Raw genomic sequence first — 16,527 nt, forward strand, 5'->3', positions numbered from 1 at the left:
CTATCATCGATAAATTCGATCACAATGCGTCATGCTCAATCCGGTCTGGCTGAACACGTTCGCGACGGTGGCCGCGTCGCACAGTTTCACCGATGCCGGCCGCCAGCTCCGGCTCACGCAATCCAGCGTGAGCGAGCACATCCGGCGGCTGGAAGAACACGTCGGCCGCCGGCTGCTTGTGCGCGACACCCATTCGCTCTCGCTCACCGCCGACGGCGAAGCCATGCTGGTTCACGCCCGCATGATCCTGGAGGCGATGACCCACGCCGAGTTGCAGTTCCGCTCGCCGCGCCTGCGGGGCCGCGTGCGCCTGGGAAGCTCCGACGACGTCGCGCTCGGTCCCTTGCCCAGCGTGCTTGCGGCCTTTCGCCGGACCCATCCCGATGTCGAACTGGAGATCACCATCGGCATGACGGGGCGGCTTTACGAGCATCTGGACGCGGGATCGATCGATTTGATGGTCGGCAAACGGCGCATCGGCGATCCGCGCGGCATTCCGCTGTTTTCAGGACAACTCGAATGGCTTGGGCTGACGGGCACCGAGGTGGACCTCGAGCAGCCGCTGCCGCTGATCCTCGTCGCCGAGCCGAGCGTGACGCGCGCCGTGGTGCTCGACTCGCTGGCTGCGGTCGGCGCGCGCTGGCAGGTGGTCTGCACGAGCAGTTCATACGCAGGATGTATCGCGGCTGCACGTGGCGGGTTGGGGCTCACCGTGCGGTCCCATTTCCTGGCGGGCAGGGGGCTTTCACCGCCGGTGAATCGCGCCGCGCTGCCGGAATTGCCTCAGGTCGAGTTCATTGCGTTGGGGGCGAAGCATTTGAGCCGGCCTGCGGAGACATTGCTGCAAATCTTGCAGAACAGCGATCTGCGAGGGGAATGGCCAGGGGAATGAGCGCTGCGTGCCGGGCACGACCCGTGCGCCGCGGTTTTCATCGGGCCAATCGGGCTGAGCCGCTCAGGCCAGACGGTTGTGCAAACGCAACGAATTCAGACAATCGGATTTCTGCCAATAGGATGCTTCTTATATATTGTGCGGCGAAAAACGCTGTCGGCTTTCCGCTTCATCCCCGGCGCAGCAATCCAATCTCTAGGCGATGCCCCAAGCTACAACCACTCTCCTGCATGCCCTGCTGCTCACCGCCTTATTCGCGTGCAGCACTCACGCAAGCGCCGCTTCGTACCTCGTCAAGCATTGCGCCGAACTGGAAGGCACAGAGGTGCCGGCATCGGTGATCAGCTTGCCTACTCGCGGCGCGACTATCCTGAGTGCGTCGGTTGTAGCCGCAGCCGCGCCGAAAAACCGCAACGGCGAATACTGCCGGCTTGTAGGCGTGATCAAGGCGCAACTCGACACCACGCCCGACATCCGCTTCGAGGTCAATCTGCCGGCGCGCTGGAACGGCCGGGCGTTGCAGATGGGCGGGGGCGGCTACAACGGCGTGATCGTGAGCGGCACCGAGCCGACCGCGTTTGCGCCCGCCGCCTCGCCGCTGTCCACCGGTTACGCGACCTTCGGCTCCGATTCAGGCCATGTAGGCAACTCCGGCCGCGCCGATTTCGCGATGAACGACGAAGCCGTGATCAACTTCGGCTACGGTCATCTTAAGAAAACCCATGACGTCGCGCTCGCGCTGATCATCATGGGCTATGGCCGCAAGCCCGAGCAGACCTACTTCGCCGGTGGCTCCACGGGCGGGCGCGAAGCCTTCACGGTGATCGAACGATATCCCGACGACTACGACGGCGTGATTGCCAACGCACCGGCCATCAACTTTTCGGGCGTGCGCCTGATGGGCGTGAAAGTAGGGCAGGCAGCGTATGGGACACCGGGTGGTTTCGTCGGGCCGGCCCAGCAAAAACGCGTGTTCGAGACCGTGCTTCAAGAATGCGATGGCCTCGATGGCGTCGTCGACGGGATTGTCTCGAACGTGGAAGCATGCCGCGAGCACGAACCGCAGATCGTCGCGCAACTGCGATGCGCGAACGGACAACGGCCTTCGTTGCGTGACAGTTGTTTGTCGGAGGCGCAGCTCGCGACGCTGGAGATTTTGCGCGACGGCTTTACGCTGCCTTATGAACTCGCTTTCGGAGTCACGCGGTATTACGGCTACAACGTGTTCCAGGGCGTGGATTATTCCAGCGGGCTGGGACTCGGAAATTCACCGGTCGCCACCCAGCCTTTGCGCTTCGATGCCAACGGTTACCTGTTCACGCAGGGCGACAGTTACATGAAGTTTTTCGTCACGCATGACCTGCGCTTCAATACGCTCGGCTTCGATGTCGATCAACCGGGGATCTATAAATCCCGCCTGATCGATTTGTCGGCGACGGTCGGAGCGATGAATCCGGACATATCGGAGTTCATTGCGCACGGCGGCAAGCTGATCACCATGCACGGTCTCGCCGATGAAGTCATCAGCCCGAACCAGACCATCGCTTTTTATCATTCGCTGGTCGAGAAGTACGGGCAGAGCATTGTCGATTCATTCATGCGGCTTTATATGGTGCCGGGATTTCAGCACGGCAACGGCGTGTTCATTCCGGCTTGGGACGAACTCGGTGCGCTGGACCGGTGGGTGACGATGAACATCGCGCCGGAGACGCTTATCGGGACGGACATAGCGAGCGCTACCAATGGGCGCTCGCGTCCGCTCTGCCGGTATCCTGGCTTCCCGAAGTATCTGGGCAAGGGCAATGTCAACAATGCCGCGAGCTTTCGATGTGAGAATCCCTGATCGACGCTCGCTGGATAAGCCGGCGCTGGCTACGACTGTCTGAGCGTGCCAAACGGCACCAACTCGGACGCGATGATCATTGCGCCTGCATTTCCAGGAGGCGGCTGGCTGATCGCCGGCCGATAGATGAAGTCGCCTGGCTTGATCATCTTGCCGCTCAGCACGCACTCGCCGCGTTGTTTGGCGAGTGCTACCCGCCACGTCTGGTGCCCATAGTAACCAGAGAGCGGATCGCACCATGAGACCGTGGCCGTTCGTGGAGTGGGGCGTTCGATCACGCTGACCATCAACGTCGCGTGATCGTTCCAGATGGTTTTTGCCGGGCGCCGTTGCGCTATTCGCGTTGCTTCGTCGGCCACCTGCCGGGCGCGTGCGTTATCGAGTAACGCTACAGTTTGGGACCATGCACTAGTGTGTTTCTCGAGCATCTCACCTTTCCTTTACAAGAAATTCCACGCAGCCGGCGTCACCGGTGTCACGACGAAGCGATCACGTCATGCCGATTTTCGGTTGCACAAGACCATTGATTCTCTCGGGCCGTCCACAGCAGGGGCGCTTTACGAAAACCATGCAGAGCCTGCTGATGCCGCCGGTAAAGCATGTATTGAAGGTTTCGGCTCGCTGCTGGCTGCCGACGAAATGGTAGTGATCGATCACACCCGGCACGCCGAAAATAGTTAGTATCACTACCAAGGTAGGGCTCCATGACGCCGTGGTCGATGCTGCGCAGGGCGAGCATCCGTTCGCCGAGCTTCACCGCCAGCACCAGGCTGGCAATGCCGCCACCGATGATCACGATTCGTACAACCTGAGTCATGAAAATATTCAACGAGTGATGAATTAATGAGATAGTAAGGCAATCGGGCGACCCATGTCAAACGCCGCACATTACGGCTACCTGCGGTGTACCGGCGGGGCGCTTTACGTCGGTTAAACTTCGGGCTCGCCTTACTGCACCTGAATCCGGATCGAACCATGACAGTTTCAACAGCACGCCCGGCGCAAGCCGCCAAGGAGAAACGCTCACGCGGACGCCCCGCGTGCAGCGCGATCGCCGGCTCCGACGCGCTCCTGAAAAGCGCGCGGCAAGCCTTCGCCAAGCGCGGATTCGATGCGACCAGCGTACGGGAGATCGCGCGGGATTGCGGCGTCGATCCCGCGCTGATCTCGCATCATTTTGGTTCGAAGGAGGCGTTGTGGATTGCGGTTGTCGAGCAGATCGCGGAGCAAACCGCACCGATGATCGAGTCGACGGCAAAGCTGCGCAGCTCCGATTTCTCGCCGCGCAAGCGCGTGGAGCGGGCGCTCGCGATTTTTATCGATAAGGTGTTCAGCGAGCCGGATATCGGGATGTTTTTCTCGACGGCGGCAACCGAGCAAGGCGAGCGGCTGGACGTGCTGGTCGAGCGCCTTCTACGCCCTTATCACGACGCGTTCGTCGTGCTTCTTGCCGATGCGATGGATGCGGGCGAACTGACGCGCAACGATCCGGAAGTGCTGTTCGCCATGCTGACCAACGCCGTCGGCAAGACGGTTTCGTACAGCCATGTCCTGTCGATATTTTCATCGCTCCCGCAGCATGAGGCGAAGTTCAAGCGCACGGTGCTCGCTGCCGCGCTCAGCATGCTTTGAGGTGGATTTTTCGGACCCTACGGCGAAGCACGGCCAGTTTGATCGATCGTTTCGCCGGTCGCTTCCGCGAGAATCCAGTGACGGAACAATTCCGTGGCGGGCGACATGCGCCTCGATTTCAACCATGTCAGCCAATAACTGCCCGTTCTCACTTCCGTATCGAAGGGTCGAAAGAGCAGTTCCGCCTGCAGTTCCCGGGCGAACATCAGAGGCGGAGCCAGGGCCACTCCCGCGCCTTGTACGGCGGCTTCCACCATCAAGCGTGACGAGTCGAAAACCGGACCATTTACCGGCCATGGATCGAGTCCGGCGGCGCTAAACCAGCCGGTCCACTCGTCGGCGCGATACGAACGAAGCAGCGTCTCCCTCGCAAGATCACACGGTCCGGAAAGCCTTCTCGCAATGTCCGGTGCGCAAAGCACGGTCAGCGGCGCATCGAGCAACATGACATTGTGTGTCGCGGGCCAGGCTCCGTCACCGAAGCGAATGGCAAAATCCAGTCCCTCCGCTGCCAGGTCGACCAGATTGTTATGGGTCAGCAGCCGCAACTCCACAAAGGGGTGCGCCTCCCGAAACGATTTGAGCCGTGGCAGCAGCCAGCCGACTGCGAAAGTCCCGACAACGCCGATCGTAAGCACTTCGTGAAAATGCCCGCCCTCGAATTGCTTCAGCACGCCCTCGATGCGACCGAATGCATCGGTCAATACCGGAAGCAGTGCGCGACTTTCGTCGGTCATGCCCAGTCCGCGCGGCAACCGTTTGAACAGGGTAGTGCCGAGCCGTTCTTCGAGCATGCGAACCTGCTGGCTGACGGCAGCCTGTGTCACATTGAGTTCAAGTGCCGCGCGCGTGAAGCTCAGGTGTCGTGCCGACGATTCGAATGCGCGCAGGGCATTCAATGGGAGGTGAGGACGGATGGACGCCATGACATAAGTTTTTCTTTACCCGGGCAGAAATTATGCTCGCTTGTAGACGACTCGCAAAGGGGCGATATTCTCGTCGCCACTCGACGCTTTCATCCGTGAATTTGTAAAAACCAGACGGTGGCGAGTGGCCCGACCTCTCTCCAAATGCAGCAGCCAATCGCCGTGTTGCGTCAATGTGATTGAGCAAGACCGGGATTGACCCTTCGACCCAATACGAACGAGACAACCTTTCACCCTATATTCATGCTGTTTGCCTACGGAGATTACATGCGTTCCGGTTTTTTCAAGAAGTTACTGATTTCCATCTTGATGCCTTCATGTTTGCTCGCCTCCAGCACGTTCGCAGAAGGTGAAAATAAGCAGAAAGAGATCTCGGACATGGTCGATGGCGTAATTCGTCCCTTGATGCAGGAATATCGAATTCCCGGCATGGCAATCGCAGTAATCGTCAACGGCGAAAGTTACTTTTATAACTATGGTGTGGCGTCACTCCAAACACAGCGACCGGTTACAAGCCAAACCCTCTTTGAAATTGGGTCAGCAAGCAAAACATATACGGCAACATTGGCTTCGTATGCTCAGGTTAATGGCAACCTTGCGTTGTCCGACAGCGCCAGCAAATATTTGCCATTCCTGCGCGGCAGCAGCTTTGACAACATCAGTCTGCTCAATCTTGGCACGCACACGTCCGGTGGTCTCCCGTTGCAAGTGCCTGAGGCTATTCACAATGACGATCAGTTAATGGATTATTTCAGGCAATGGAAACCGTCTTATGCTGCTGGTACATACCGAGTCTACTCGAATCCAAGTATTGGCATGCTCGGCATGATTGCCGCCCGGAGCATGAATGAGTCTTTTGTTGACGCGATTGAAAAGAAGTTATTCCCTATGCTTGGAATGACGCATAGTTATATTAATGTGCCGCCGGATCGGATGAAGGATTACGCGCAAGGCTACACGAAGCAGGGCGCTCCGATCAGGCTGAACGCGGGGGTTCTGTCCTCGGAAGCCTACGGAATTAAATCGAGTACGCCGGACATGATCCGATTTATTGCGGCCAACATGCAGATGATTAAGATTGACAGCAAGTTGCAACGCGCGATCGACGACACTCACACCGGATATTTCAGGTCGGGCGAAATAACGCAAGACCTCATATGGGAGCAATACCCCTATCCCCTGGAACTGAAACAGGTTTTGGCAGGCAATTCGAACACGATGACTTATCAGGCGACGAAAGCAACTGAGTTAAACCCTCCGCTCCAGCCACAAGCCAATTCGCTGATCAACAAAACCGGATCAACCAATGGATTTGCATCCTACGTCGCCTTTGTTCCCGCTCGAAGATTGGGCATCGTCATGCTTGCAAATAAAAATTATCCTATCGCGCAAAGGGTGACTGCTGCATATCAAATATTGACCCAACTTGGCAGTCGGCTCAGTCCACAGAACTGAGGGTTCTCCGCGTAGCTCGGTCGGATGGTTTTCCGCCGGCCGGGATTGTGCTTCATTCGTCAAGGGACGATTCCGGCCGCTGCGCGCCGCTAAATCAACAGGCGCGGGTCATCTGAGTCGCGGGAGAAGTTGGGGCGCCCAGGGAAGTGCTCAGGAGGAAAAGTAAGCACACACCGTTCTAGGCCTGGCGCGGTTTTAGCGAGATTCGCGGAAAAAAGCGACGAATTTCCAAGCATTCAAAAAAGTAAGCGTGCACACCTGTCATTCGCCACCAACGTAACAAAAATGTGCACGCTATCACCGTTACGGCAGGCTGAGTATTGGCCGCCAGGTGGCAGTGGCGGAAGCAGAAGTGCCTATGCCTTCGATTCCCTGCGAGGACTCGATTTGCTCGCCGTGCGGCCCGTGCAGTTCGCAACGGTTGGGCTGAGAGCTGCACATTGGCCCGGGGCCCTTCGAGGACGTCCGCGAACGACCGCTGTCTGCGAAGCCTCTCCGCCGATCGTTGCGTTGGCCGCCCATCGTTCGTAGGTTCTGGGCCAAAGCCCTTTGCGCGGTTGGCGCTCAGAGGCGAGGCGTCGTTGCCTCGCGCCCCTGAGCATTCGGGCTGAGTATCAGTCGTCCGTTTGAGCAAGCTCCTGACCGTGGGGCCGCGTCGGATACGGTTTCTTCCCCTTGATGCCGGACCACAGCACCTTGTTGTATTTGGCGGGGGGGACCTGATCGGCCTCGTCGAAATTGAAGCCGACGGTGACTTTATCCCAGTAGGCGGCGTCGTGCCTGGGCTTGACGTCCGGGCCCTGTGCGAATTGCACGCTGCCGTCCGGCCGGCCTTGCGCCAGCAGTGTCGTCTCGTCTTCAGAACGGTAGAGGCGGTGGCGTTGTAGGTCCAGGCACCTGATGAACGGGTGTCGAAGACGTCTGTCATCGGCCGCTGATAGGCGGTGTTCAGATTGATGTGCTGCGTGCCGAGAATGTCCTCGATCGTCCGCAGCACATTGACCTGGCTGTAACGCGTCTTGACCACCGCGCCTTGCCTGACGTACGGGCCAACGACATATGACGTCGCGCGATGCGAATCGACGTGGTCCGGGCCGTCCTGGTAGTCGTCTTCAGTGACGATGATCAGGGTGTTCGCCGCATAGGGGCTATGGGCCACGGCCTCGACGAGCCGGCCAACCGCCAGGTCGTCGTCGGCCTGCTGGGTTTCCGGTGTGTTGACGCCGGCCAGCGCGGTGCTGAAGCTGCCCGTGTGATCATGGCTGAAGCGAACCGTCGACAGGCTGGGCAGATTGCCCTGCTCACGCTGCTCGCGGGGAAATCGGCCAGTAGTCGTGGGTTTTTCTGCGTGATCACTTCGCGCGCGACAGAATCATCGCTGCCGAGGAGGCTGCGTGAGATACGCAGCGCACAGATGCCGTCGGCATCATGCGATGCATCATCGCGACGCGATTGCCGGATCGTGGTGTGCCACGGCGATCGGCTTAAAGCGGGGAAGTAATGGGAGTCAGTGCGGGGGCGCCGGTATTGGAGTTAAGCCAGGTCAGAGGCCTTAAACCGTTCACGGTAGTAACCTGGACTCGTACCGAGTCGGGTCCGGAAGTGATTGCGCAAGGTAGCGGCGGCGCCAAAACCTACTGCCGAAGCGATCTCGTCAACCGACAGAGTCGACTCTTCAAGTAGTTCACGGGCACGTGCCAGGCGTTCACCCAGAAGCCACTCTCCGGGTGGCATTCCCATCGTGCTGACGAAATGCCGTTGGAAACTTCGTCCGCTCATTGCGGTGGCGGCAGCCATGCGCGTGATCGACCAGTCCTCCGCTAACCCACAACGAACCGCGTCTACCAGCGGTGTTAGCGTCGAGCCGCTGCGGCGCTGAACGGGTTCCTCGACATACTGGGCCTGACCGCCTTCCCGATGTGGCGGCATGACGAGGCGTCGGGCGACTTGATTGGCGGCCCGAGGTCCCAAGTCACGGCGGATCAGATGCAGACACAGGTCAATTCCCGCGGCGCTGCCTGCCGACGTAAGAACGTCGCCCGCATCGATATAGAGAACGTCGGGTTCGACAGAGATCGAGGGATACCGGTCGGCCAAGCCTGCGGCGTGACGCCAGTGCGTTGTCGCGCGCTTACCGTCGAGTAGACCGGCAGCGGCCAAGACGAAGGCACCTGTGCAAATCGACATGACGCGGGCACCGCGCTTGTTTGCTTTTCTCAGGGCAAGGCAAAGTTCATCAGGAACTGGTTCGGCGATGCCACGCCACCCGGGAATGATGATCGTTTTCGCCTTGGACAGAAGCTCGAGTCCGCCATCCGCCTGGACCTGGATGCCGCCGCCGCCGCGCAACGAACCCGGCTCGGCGGCCGCGGTCGCGAACCGATACCAACCGTCGCCCATCTCCGGCCTTGGAAGGCCGAACACCTCGACGGCGCACCCGTATTCAAACAGGCTCAAACCATCGTAGACAACAACAACGACCAGGCCCGCATCGGTCTGACGAGTATTTTTCACTTTGGCATTATTCGGACGTTAATAGGCATTCGTGCCACTGGTGTCAGCATTTTGCACTATTTACGCTACGGGTCAATAAGTCATCTTGATGAAATTTCGCGTCCTGTGCGAGTGAGGTAGTTGCATGAAAGTAAAGATAGTCACGAAAACTGAGCTGGCAGTCGGCATCGCTGCGTTTGCGCTTGCGGATCCGAGCGGAGCGCCTCTGCCGGCTTTCACCGCTGGCGCTCATATCGATGTGTTCGTCGGGAATGGATTGGTACGGCAGTACTCGTTGTGCAACGACCCGAGCGAGACTTGTCGGTACCTGATTTGCGTGCTGCACGATCTCAGGACGCGGGGAGGATCGAGGGCTATGCATGCACTCGAAGAAGGCGCGACGCTTGAAGTAAGCGAGCCCAGAAATCATTTTTCGTTGGAATCAACGGCGAAACATTCCGTATTGCTGGCAGGAGGAATCGGTGTAACACCGATCCTGTCGATGGCTCTGTGGTTAGCGAGAAAAGGCGCGTCTTTCGAGGCGCACTATTGCACTCGTAGTCCTGCGCACACCGCGTTTCATGAGCGCTTCCTCAAGCCCGACCTGCGGGACCAGACCCGTCTTTATTTTGATAACAGCCCGGCCTGCGATCGATTGCAAATGCAATCGATCTTGGCAACGCCTCACCCCGCGAAACACCTCTACGTCTGCGGTCCGTCCGGGTTTATCGAGTCCGCTGTAGGCGCCGCAATGGCAGCGGGCTGGAATGAGGCGAACGTACATCGTGAACACTTTGCCGCACAACCTGCGCTCTCCGGGAAGGCCGGTTCGTTCGCCCTTCGGCTCGCGAAGAGCGATCGGGTCATCGAAGTTGGCTCGAACGAACGAGTGATTGATGCGCTTGCACGAGCCGGGGTCAAGGTTCCGATCTCTTGCGAAGAGGGTGTGTGCGGGACGTGCTTGACCGGCGTACTCGGGGGCGAGCCCGATCACCGCGACAGCTATCTGACCGCTCGCGAACGCAAGATGAACGACCGCTTTCTGCCGTGTTGCTCACGGTCCAAAACACCCATGCTTGTTCTCGATCTTTGATATTTTGCCGCTGTTTTCTACCGCATTAAGCGCCACAAGACGAACGCGGCACTCACGGGTCACATTTCAATACGATGCATCTTTCACCGGCGACGACCGTCAGTGGCGATCTCCCGTCGTCGAAATATCGATGTCGTCGCACTTTGGCAAGATCAGGACGCTAATAGTCATTTGCGCCACTGGCACAGCTTTTTTGCGCTGCATAACCTGTGTGTCAGGTCGTTACATAGCCACCGCGCAGTGCTTGGCAAGCATGTTTTTTAAGGGAGCTTTCAAATGAGCACAACAGCAAGTCCAGCGGCGCGTCCGAAATCGCGTTTGACGCCGCTTCGATGGCTCGTCGTGGGCCATCGATGGGTCGGCATCGTCCTGTGCCTGTTTTTCGCGATGTGGTTCGCCACTGGGGCTGTGATGATGTTCGTCCCGTACCCGTTTCTAGGCGACGGTGCGCGCATCGCCCACATTGAACCGCTGCGTGCAGATCAGATTAGCGTGGCACCGTCAGCAGCGGTCACAGAGGCGGGCATCGTCAGTCCGAGTCGTATCCGTTTGCTCGAAGTCGCGGGGCAGGCTCTGTACGTGGTGAATCCGCCTAAGGGTCCCCAGGTAGCGGTGTCAGCGACAACGGGCAAGCGAGTCGATGGCGTGACCTCGGAGCAAGCAAAGGTAGTCGGAGAACATTTCGCGCAAACCCCCGTAAAGGATGTCTCCGAACCCTTCGATTACGACCAATGGGTCGTTCATCACCGGTTTGATCGTTATCGTCCGCTGTACCGCATAGACCTCGCCGACGACGCCGGGACGCAGTTGTATGTTTCTCAGCGCTCCGGCGAAGTCATTCAGCGTTCAACCCATTTCGAACGCTCATGGAATTACGTGGGTGCTGTTCTTCACTGGATCTATCCCACCGTGCTTCGCAAGAGCTGGGTCACTTGGGACCGCACTGTGTGGTGGCTTTCCCTGGTTGGTGTGGCGGTTACGATCGCAGGTATTTGGCTGGGCATCGTTCGCTGGCGAAATCAGGCGAAGTCAGGCCGAGGCGGGATGACCCCCTATCGTGGTTGGATGAAGTGGCACCACATTGGCGGCATCGTCGTGGCCGGGTTCGTCTTTACATGGATCTTCAGTGGCTGGCTGTCGATGGATCACGGACGTCTGTTCTCAACAGGCGACATGAGCGACGCGGAGGCTTCGGCCTACACCGGCATTTCACCTCGCGATGCAGCCAAAGCAGTCACACCCGAACTATTACGACGCATGCTGCCGGCTTCCGAACTCGAAGTGACGGCGCTTGCAGGTAAAGCTTATGTCGTGGCTCGCGGAGCAGGTTCCGAGCCGAAAGTCCTCGCGGTGGGTTCCGCCACGCCTGCGAGCGCGTTTGCCGACTCGGACATTTGGGCCGCCGTGCGGGCTGCATGGCCCGGGATCAAGGTCGACGCGCCCACGCCGATTCCGCTGGACGACATCTACGCTCGATTGCGCAGCACCGACGGAATCGGCGGGGACGGCGTACGCGTGGTGGTGCATGACGACAGCAACTCGGACGTGTATGTAAATCCCGTCACGGGCAAGGTCATCGAGGTAATGGATACGAGTCGCCGTGCCTATCGCTGGCTCTATTTCGGCCTACATACGCTGGACTTCCCGTTCCTATCCAGCAACGTGATCTGGAAGCCGCTGATGCTGATTCTGCTCGCGCTTGGGTTCGCATTCTGTGTCACCGGCGTCACCATCGGATGGAAGCGCCTCATGCGCAAGTTCTCGTTTCGCCGGGCATAGCGCCCGCGTGCCCTAAACACGGATGATCATGCGGGGAGCAAGGTGGCCGCATGCATCGAAAGTCTTCAACCCGTAGTGAGAGAGAAAGTGAAAGACAAATTATTCATGCTTCGTCCCGGTTTTTTTCAAGGATCCGAGGGTCCGTTCTATTGCGGGGACTCTGTCGCTGTCGAAGGCCTGCTCGGCTTTTTTCCGCAGCTTCGCAGCGAGATCGAAGTCGAGTATATCGATGCGCCTCGCCCGCGCGCTGCCATCGTCGAGATGATCGGGCAGGAGAATCAATCGGCGCCCGTTCTGGTTCTGGCTGAGGGTAGAAAACCCGTCGACGAAGGGGTGCAAGTCCACCTCTACGGAAATACTCGCTTTATCGATTCACCGGAACATATCCGTCGTTACCTGTCTTCTCAGTACGGTGTCGCCCGGCCGGCCTGACAACTTTCCTCACAAATCTTTAAAGGCCTCTCATGCAAACCCGGCACTTTCTGGCAGTCGCCGCAATTGGCAGCATCGCAAATGCGGCACACGCCCAAAGCAGCGTCACGTTGTACGGCATCATCGATAACGGTATCGCCTATGTGAACAATATTGGCGGAGCACATGCCGTGCAGGCATCGACTGCAAATCTGTATGGCAATCGATTTGGGCTCAAAGGTGCCGAGGATCTTGGACAGGGGTTGAAAGCTGTGTTCACCCTGGAGGGGGGCTTTAATGGTTTTAGCGGGCGCTCGGGTCAGGGTAGTCGCGAGTTTGGCCGGCAGGCTTACGTTGGCTTATCCGACGCGCGCTACGGAACGTTGACGCTCGGCCGTCAATACGACCCTTTGGTCGACACCGTTGCCAACTTTTCAGCGCAAAATGAATGGGCAACGGACTATGCGGCCCATCCTGGCGACGCTGATAACCTTGACGGGTCGTTCAGAATCAACAACGCGGTGAAATATGTCAGTCCAACATACGCGGGCTTGCAGTTTGAAGCGTTGTACGGACTCAGCAACCAGGCAAGTGCGGGGAACGGCGCCGGGTTTTCAAACAACCGCGCTTATGCCGCATCGGCCTCTTACGCGAATGGTCCGTTGAACTTCGCGGTCGCCTATCTCAAGCTCAACAATCCGGGCGCGGCCAACAATACAAGTGGCGCAGTTAGCGGCGATTACGGTGGCACCCTCTACGTGAGTCCGCAATCTGGGGCTGCAGCTTCTTCCGATGCGGTTATCGCCACCGGTGGCACGTACGCAATTGGCAAAGCAACGCTCGGCGCTGTCTATTCGAACGTCAAACTATCGTACTTCGATCAGACAAGCCTGCATCTGGACAACTATGAGATCAACGGTCAGTACCAACTGACGCCAGCTTTACTGCTCGGGATCGCCTACACCTACACAGACGGCAAAAGCAATCTGCTGTCAGGCACCCAGCGTCCGCGCTACCATCAAGCGGAACTCGGTACCAATTATTCTCTCTCCAGGCGAACTTCGGTATATCTGGTCGGCATATACCAACAAGCCGCCGGAGATGCAAAGAACGCCGAGATTGCCGAGTTAGACCAGGCGTCGTCCACAAACAAACAGATCCTCATTGTGGCCGGACTCAAGCATAGCTTCTAGAAAATTCTGCTTCTATAAATTGAAGATCGGTAACAGCTGCAATTGAAGCGTCAAGAGATTATCAAGTCAAAGAGTGATACTTAGTAACTAAGTATAACTAATGATATTGGATTTTATTTCTCGGCCTGAAATGACGTGGCGGCTTGAACCGATCGTCTCCCAACTACCGCGCTAAATCGATATGAAAACCGTGATGCACACTCGTTTGCGCAAGGCCAGCGCTGCCTGCCTTCCACTCCTGCTGTTCTTTCAGAGCGTGACAGCAGTGGAAGCGAAAGATACGAATACGTTGCACGTTGCTTTGGCGCAGGAGGCCGGTAGCCTCGACCTGCTTCAAAACGAGTCGGCGTTGAGCTCATACGGCCTGGTGTTCGACGGCCTTGTGCATTATGGAAAGGGTGGGAAGCTTGAGCCAGATCTCGCGGAGAAGTGGGATGTGTCACCCGATGGGAAAACCATAACGTTCCAGTTGCGAAAAGACGTACGGTTCAGCGACGGCACGCCATTTGACGCCAAGATAGCGCAATGGAATTTGGCGCGGTGGATTGGCAAAACCGACTTCTCATGGATCGGCGTTTCGGAAAACTTCCAGCACATGGAGGTAACCGGTCCATACACGCTCAAACTTTTTCTAAAGGCTCCGGCGCCGGTCGCCTTGGCTGAACTTTCCATCGTGCGTCCGGTGCGCTTTATCTCGCCGAAAGCGGTAGACGCGAAGGGGCAGCAGATCGCGCCGGTCGGCACGGGCGCGTGGAAGGTAGTCCAAAACGATAAGAGCGAGACCGTGCTTGTCCGAAATGAATACTACTGGGGGCCCAAACCGTCGTTCAGCCGTATAGAGCTGTCGGTTGTTCCCGACGAGCTTTCGCGCGTAAATGCACTACGTGCGGGAGATCTCGACGTAATCGGTGGCGAATGGGTTGCGCCTCTTCTTCCGAATCGTGCGAAAGCTTTGGCTAGCGACCCGGGAGTCGGCGTGTTTGCTGCCCCCGGCGTGTCAACCGTCTTGCTAGGGTACAACAACGCTCGCGGTCCTCTCGTGGACGCCAATGTTCGGCGAGCGATCAGTCTTGGTCTTGACCGGACCTCGATCGCAAAGATTCTTTACCAGGGCTATGCAGATCCTGCGAGCAATCTCTTCCCGTCGACCATTCCGGATGCTGGCAAGCGTGAACCTGTGGTCGTAAGGGACGTTGCCGCGGCCAACAAGTTGCTTGATCAATCCGGTTGGATCAAAACAGGGACGGTAAGGCGGAAGGACGGAAAAGATCTGACGCTAAACCTGCTCGCATCGGACCAGGTTTTGCCGGGGGCTCGCCGCCTTTCCGAACTGATCCTCGGCCAGCTTTCCGACCTGGGTATTTCGGTAAACGTCTCTTCACTGGATGACGCAACCTATCACGATCGTCGACAGAAATTCGACTACGACCTGGCCTTTTTCACCACCTATGCAGCGCCCTATGATCCGCAGGGTTCGCTTTCCACTATGTTTGTTTCGACCGCTGACAGCGGTCCAGATGGAAAGATATTCGTGTCGAAGGAACTCGATGGCGTCATTAACGCGGCCCTGTCGGCAACGGGAGAGGATAGAAAGGCCAAAGTGCAGAAGGTCTATGACTGGATGAATCAGAACGCAGCCACTTGTCCGCTCGTTTATCCGCAACGACTATGGGCCTATAACAAACGCGTTAAAGGCTTCGCTCTGCCGCCTACGGAGTACGACATGCCGGTGTCCGATTTGTCTCTTGCCCCATGAGGTGCGGCGCAATGGATATCAAAGAAGATCGACGTGATGCTTAAGCTATTTTACAGGCGGTTCACGCTGGCAATTTGCCTTGTCGCTGTCGCGAGTGCGCTGACCTTCGCGTTAATTGCGTTGGCTCCCGGCAATGCCGCCAACTTCCTCGCGGAGCGAGCGGCGGGCCCAAAGGCGACTCACGAGTTGGTCCAGAAGATCGAGCGCGACCTTGGTCTGAACGACCCGCTGTACATTCGTTTCGGTCATTGGGTCGGAGACGTGTCCGAGGGGCGTTTGGGCGAATCCCTACGCACGGGGCACCCGATTAGCGACGAGTTTGCTCAACGGCTTCCAACGACGATTCGACTTCTGCTGGGTGGCGGGGTGATCGCATTCTTCATGCCTTTAGTGATTGGTGTGGCTGGAGCGTTAAGCAACGGCGGTGTTCTTGATCGGAGCTTGCGGGTGCTGGCGATTGTAGGCGCATCGGCGCCAAACTTCTTCGTCGGCGCGCTGCTCGTGCTTTTGTTTTCCGTGAAGTTGCATTGGCTACCCGCTTTTGGCACCTCTGGATTGCTGTCTTGGATGATGCCGTGGGTGACAGTAGGCCTTTTCCCGACCTGCGTGTTGAGTCGTGTGGTCCGCGTAACGCTGCAAGAACTTATGGCTCGACCATTTGCCACGACCGGTTTTGCGAAAGGATATGGCCGCGCCGGAGTGCTTATATACGAAGCTTTGCCCAACCTCGCGGTTCCTTTTCTCACAACGTTCGGTGCGCAGTTCGCGTTGATGATCATTGGTGCAATTGTCGTTGAATCCGTTTTTGCGTGGCAGGGCATTGGTGCGTTCTTCATCGACTCTATCCGTTTCAGGGACTTCCCCGCGATGCAGGCGATTCTGATGACTTTTGTCGTGTTTTTCGTATTCGTGAATCTATTGGTCGATATGGTCTGTATGTTGATCGACCCACGTATTCGCCGGTCGCAATTCGAGAGTGCGTGAAATGATCAATCGACTTAGGGAACGGCTGGGTGGTATCAGCCCTTATGCCTTGATACCCGTCTTGCTGTTT

Annotated in this window: 15 protein-coding genes and 1 pseudogene; 10 read left to right on the top strand and 6 right to left on the bottom strand. The window is 57.8% G+C overall.

The annotated features are described in order from the left end of the window. Positions 1-31: 31 nt before the first annotated feature. Together EOS_RS37795 and EOS_RS37800 are read left to right on the top strand one after the other, a co-directional pair. Positions 32-892, top strand: coding sequence for a LysR family transcriptional regulator (locus EOS_RS37795; protein WP_047897337.1), 861 nt, complete (start codon positions 32-34; stop codon positions 890-892). Between the two features lie 202 nt (positions 893-1,094). Continuing rightward, positions 1,095-2,735, top strand: coding sequence for a tannase/feruloyl esterase family alpha/beta hydrolase (locus EOS_RS37800; RefSeq protein ID WP_047897338.1), 1,641 nt, complete (start codon positions 1,095-1,097; stop codon positions 2,733-2,735). Between the two features lie 29 nt (positions 2,736-2,764). Here EOS_RS37800 and EOS_RS37805 read toward each other — a convergent pair whose 3' ends face one another. Together EOS_RS37805 and EOS_RS47655 are read right to left on the bottom strand one after the other, a co-directional pair. Then, positions 2,765-3,163, bottom strand: coding sequence for a DUF3331 domain-containing protein (locus EOS_RS37805; RefSeq protein ID WP_047897339.1), 399 nt, complete (start codon positions 3,161-3,163; stop codon positions 2,765-2,767). 47 nt (positions 3,164-3,210) lie between these two features. Then, on the bottom strand, positions 3,211-3,552 hold the full coding sequence (locus EOS_RS47655) for a hypothetical protein (RefSeq protein ID WP_167348985.1): 342 nt from the start codon (positions 3,550-3,552) through the stop codon (positions 3,211-3,213). 158 nt (positions 3,553-3,710) lie between these two features. On the opposite strand from EOS_RS47655, the gene EOS_RS37815 reads away from it, so the two are divergent. Next, positions 3,711-4,367 (top strand): TetR/AcrR family transcriptional regulator, encoded by a 657-nt coding sequence (locus tag EOS_RS37815; protein WP_047897341.1) that lies wholly within the window; start codon positions 3,711-3,713, stop codon positions 4,365-4,367. A gap of 17 nt (positions 4,368-4,384) precedes the next feature. Here the strand turns inward: EOS_RS37815 and EOS_RS37820 are convergent, their stop codons facing one another. Next, complete coding sequence (locus EOS_RS37820; protein ID WP_047897342.1) at positions 4,385-5,293, bottom strand: LysR family transcriptional regulator; 909 nt, start codon at positions 5,291-5,293, stop codon at positions 4,385-4,387. A gap of 267 nt (positions 5,294-5,560) precedes the next feature. Between EOS_RS37820 and ampC the strand changes: the two genes are divergently transcribed. Beyond that, on the top strand, positions 5,561-6,748 hold the full coding sequence (gene ampC / locus EOS_RS37825) for a class C beta-lactamase (RefSeq protein WP_053064193.1): 1,188 nt from the start codon (positions 5,561-5,563) through the stop codon (positions 6,746-6,748). Positions 6,749-7,362: 614 nt separating this feature from the next. On the opposite strand, the gene EOS_RS49065 is transcribed toward ampC, so the two are convergent. The 3 genes and pseudogenes from EOS_RS49065 to ftrA form a co-directional block, all read right to left on the bottom strand. Further along, positions 7,363-7,563 (bottom strand): hypothetical protein, encoded by a 201-nt coding sequence (locus EOS_RS49065; RefSeq protein WP_047897343.1) that lies wholly within the window; start codon positions 7,561-7,563, stop codon positions 7,363-7,365. 215 nt (positions 7,564-7,778) lie between these two features. Further along, positions 7,779-8,039: pseudogene (locus EOS_RS49070) on the bottom strand (hypothetical protein); the annotation flags it as partial. A gap of 242 nt (positions 8,040-8,281) precedes the next feature. After that, positions 8,282-9,262 (bottom strand): transcriptional regulator FtrA, encoded by a 981-nt coding sequence (gene ftrA / locus EOS_RS37840; RefSeq protein WP_047897345.1) that lies wholly within the window; start codon positions 9,260-9,262, stop codon positions 8,282-8,284. Between the two features lie 355 nt (positions 9,263-9,617). Between ftrA and EOS_RS37845 the strand changes: the two genes are divergently transcribed. From EOS_RS37845 to EOS_RS37870, 6 genes are all read left to right on the top strand, one after another. Then, complete coding sequence (locus EOS_RS37845; RefSeq protein ID WP_326972971.1) at positions 9,618-10,334, top strand: PDR/VanB family oxidoreductase; 717 nt, start codon at positions 9,618-9,620, stop codon at positions 10,332-10,334. A gap of 276 nt (positions 10,335-10,610) precedes the next feature. After that, entirely contained in the window at positions 10,611-12,113 is a 1,503-nt protein-coding gene (locus tag EOS_RS37850) for a PepSY domain-containing protein (RefSeq protein WP_047897347.1), read from the top strand. An 87-nt stretch (positions 12,114-12,200) separates the two neighbouring features. Further along, positions 12,201-12,545: a DUF3088 domain-containing protein gene (locus tag EOS_RS37855; RefSeq protein ID WP_047897348.1), complete on the top strand. Its 345-nt coding sequence runs from the start codon at positions 12,201-12,203 to the stop codon at positions 12,543-12,545. 32 nt (positions 12,546-12,577) lie between these two features. Continuing rightward, entirely contained in the window at positions 12,578-13,717 is a 1,140-nt protein-coding gene (locus tag EOS_RS37860) for a porin (RefSeq protein WP_047897349.1), read from the top strand. A 181-nt stretch (positions 13,718-13,898) separates the two neighbouring features. After that, a complete protein-coding gene (locus EOS_RS37865) occupies positions 13,899-15,473 on the top strand; it encodes a nickel ABC transporter substrate-binding protein (RefSeq protein WP_235443092.1) in 1,575 nt (524 codons plus the stop codon). 36 nt (positions 15,474-15,509) lie between these two features. Further along, the gene (locus EOS_RS37870) at positions 15,510-16,457 is read left to right on the top strand and encodes an ABC transporter permease (protein WP_047897350.1); all 948 of its coding nucleotides are present in this window, start codon (positions 15,510-15,512) and stop codon (positions 16,455-16,457) included. The last annotated feature ends 70 nt before the right edge of the window (positions 16,458-16,527 follow it).

The organism is Caballeronia mineralivorans PML1(12), assembly GCF_001028175.1.
Lineage (GTDB): Bacteria > Pseudomonadota > Gammaproteobacteria > Burkholderiales > Burkholderiaceae > Caballeronia > Caballeronia mineralivorans.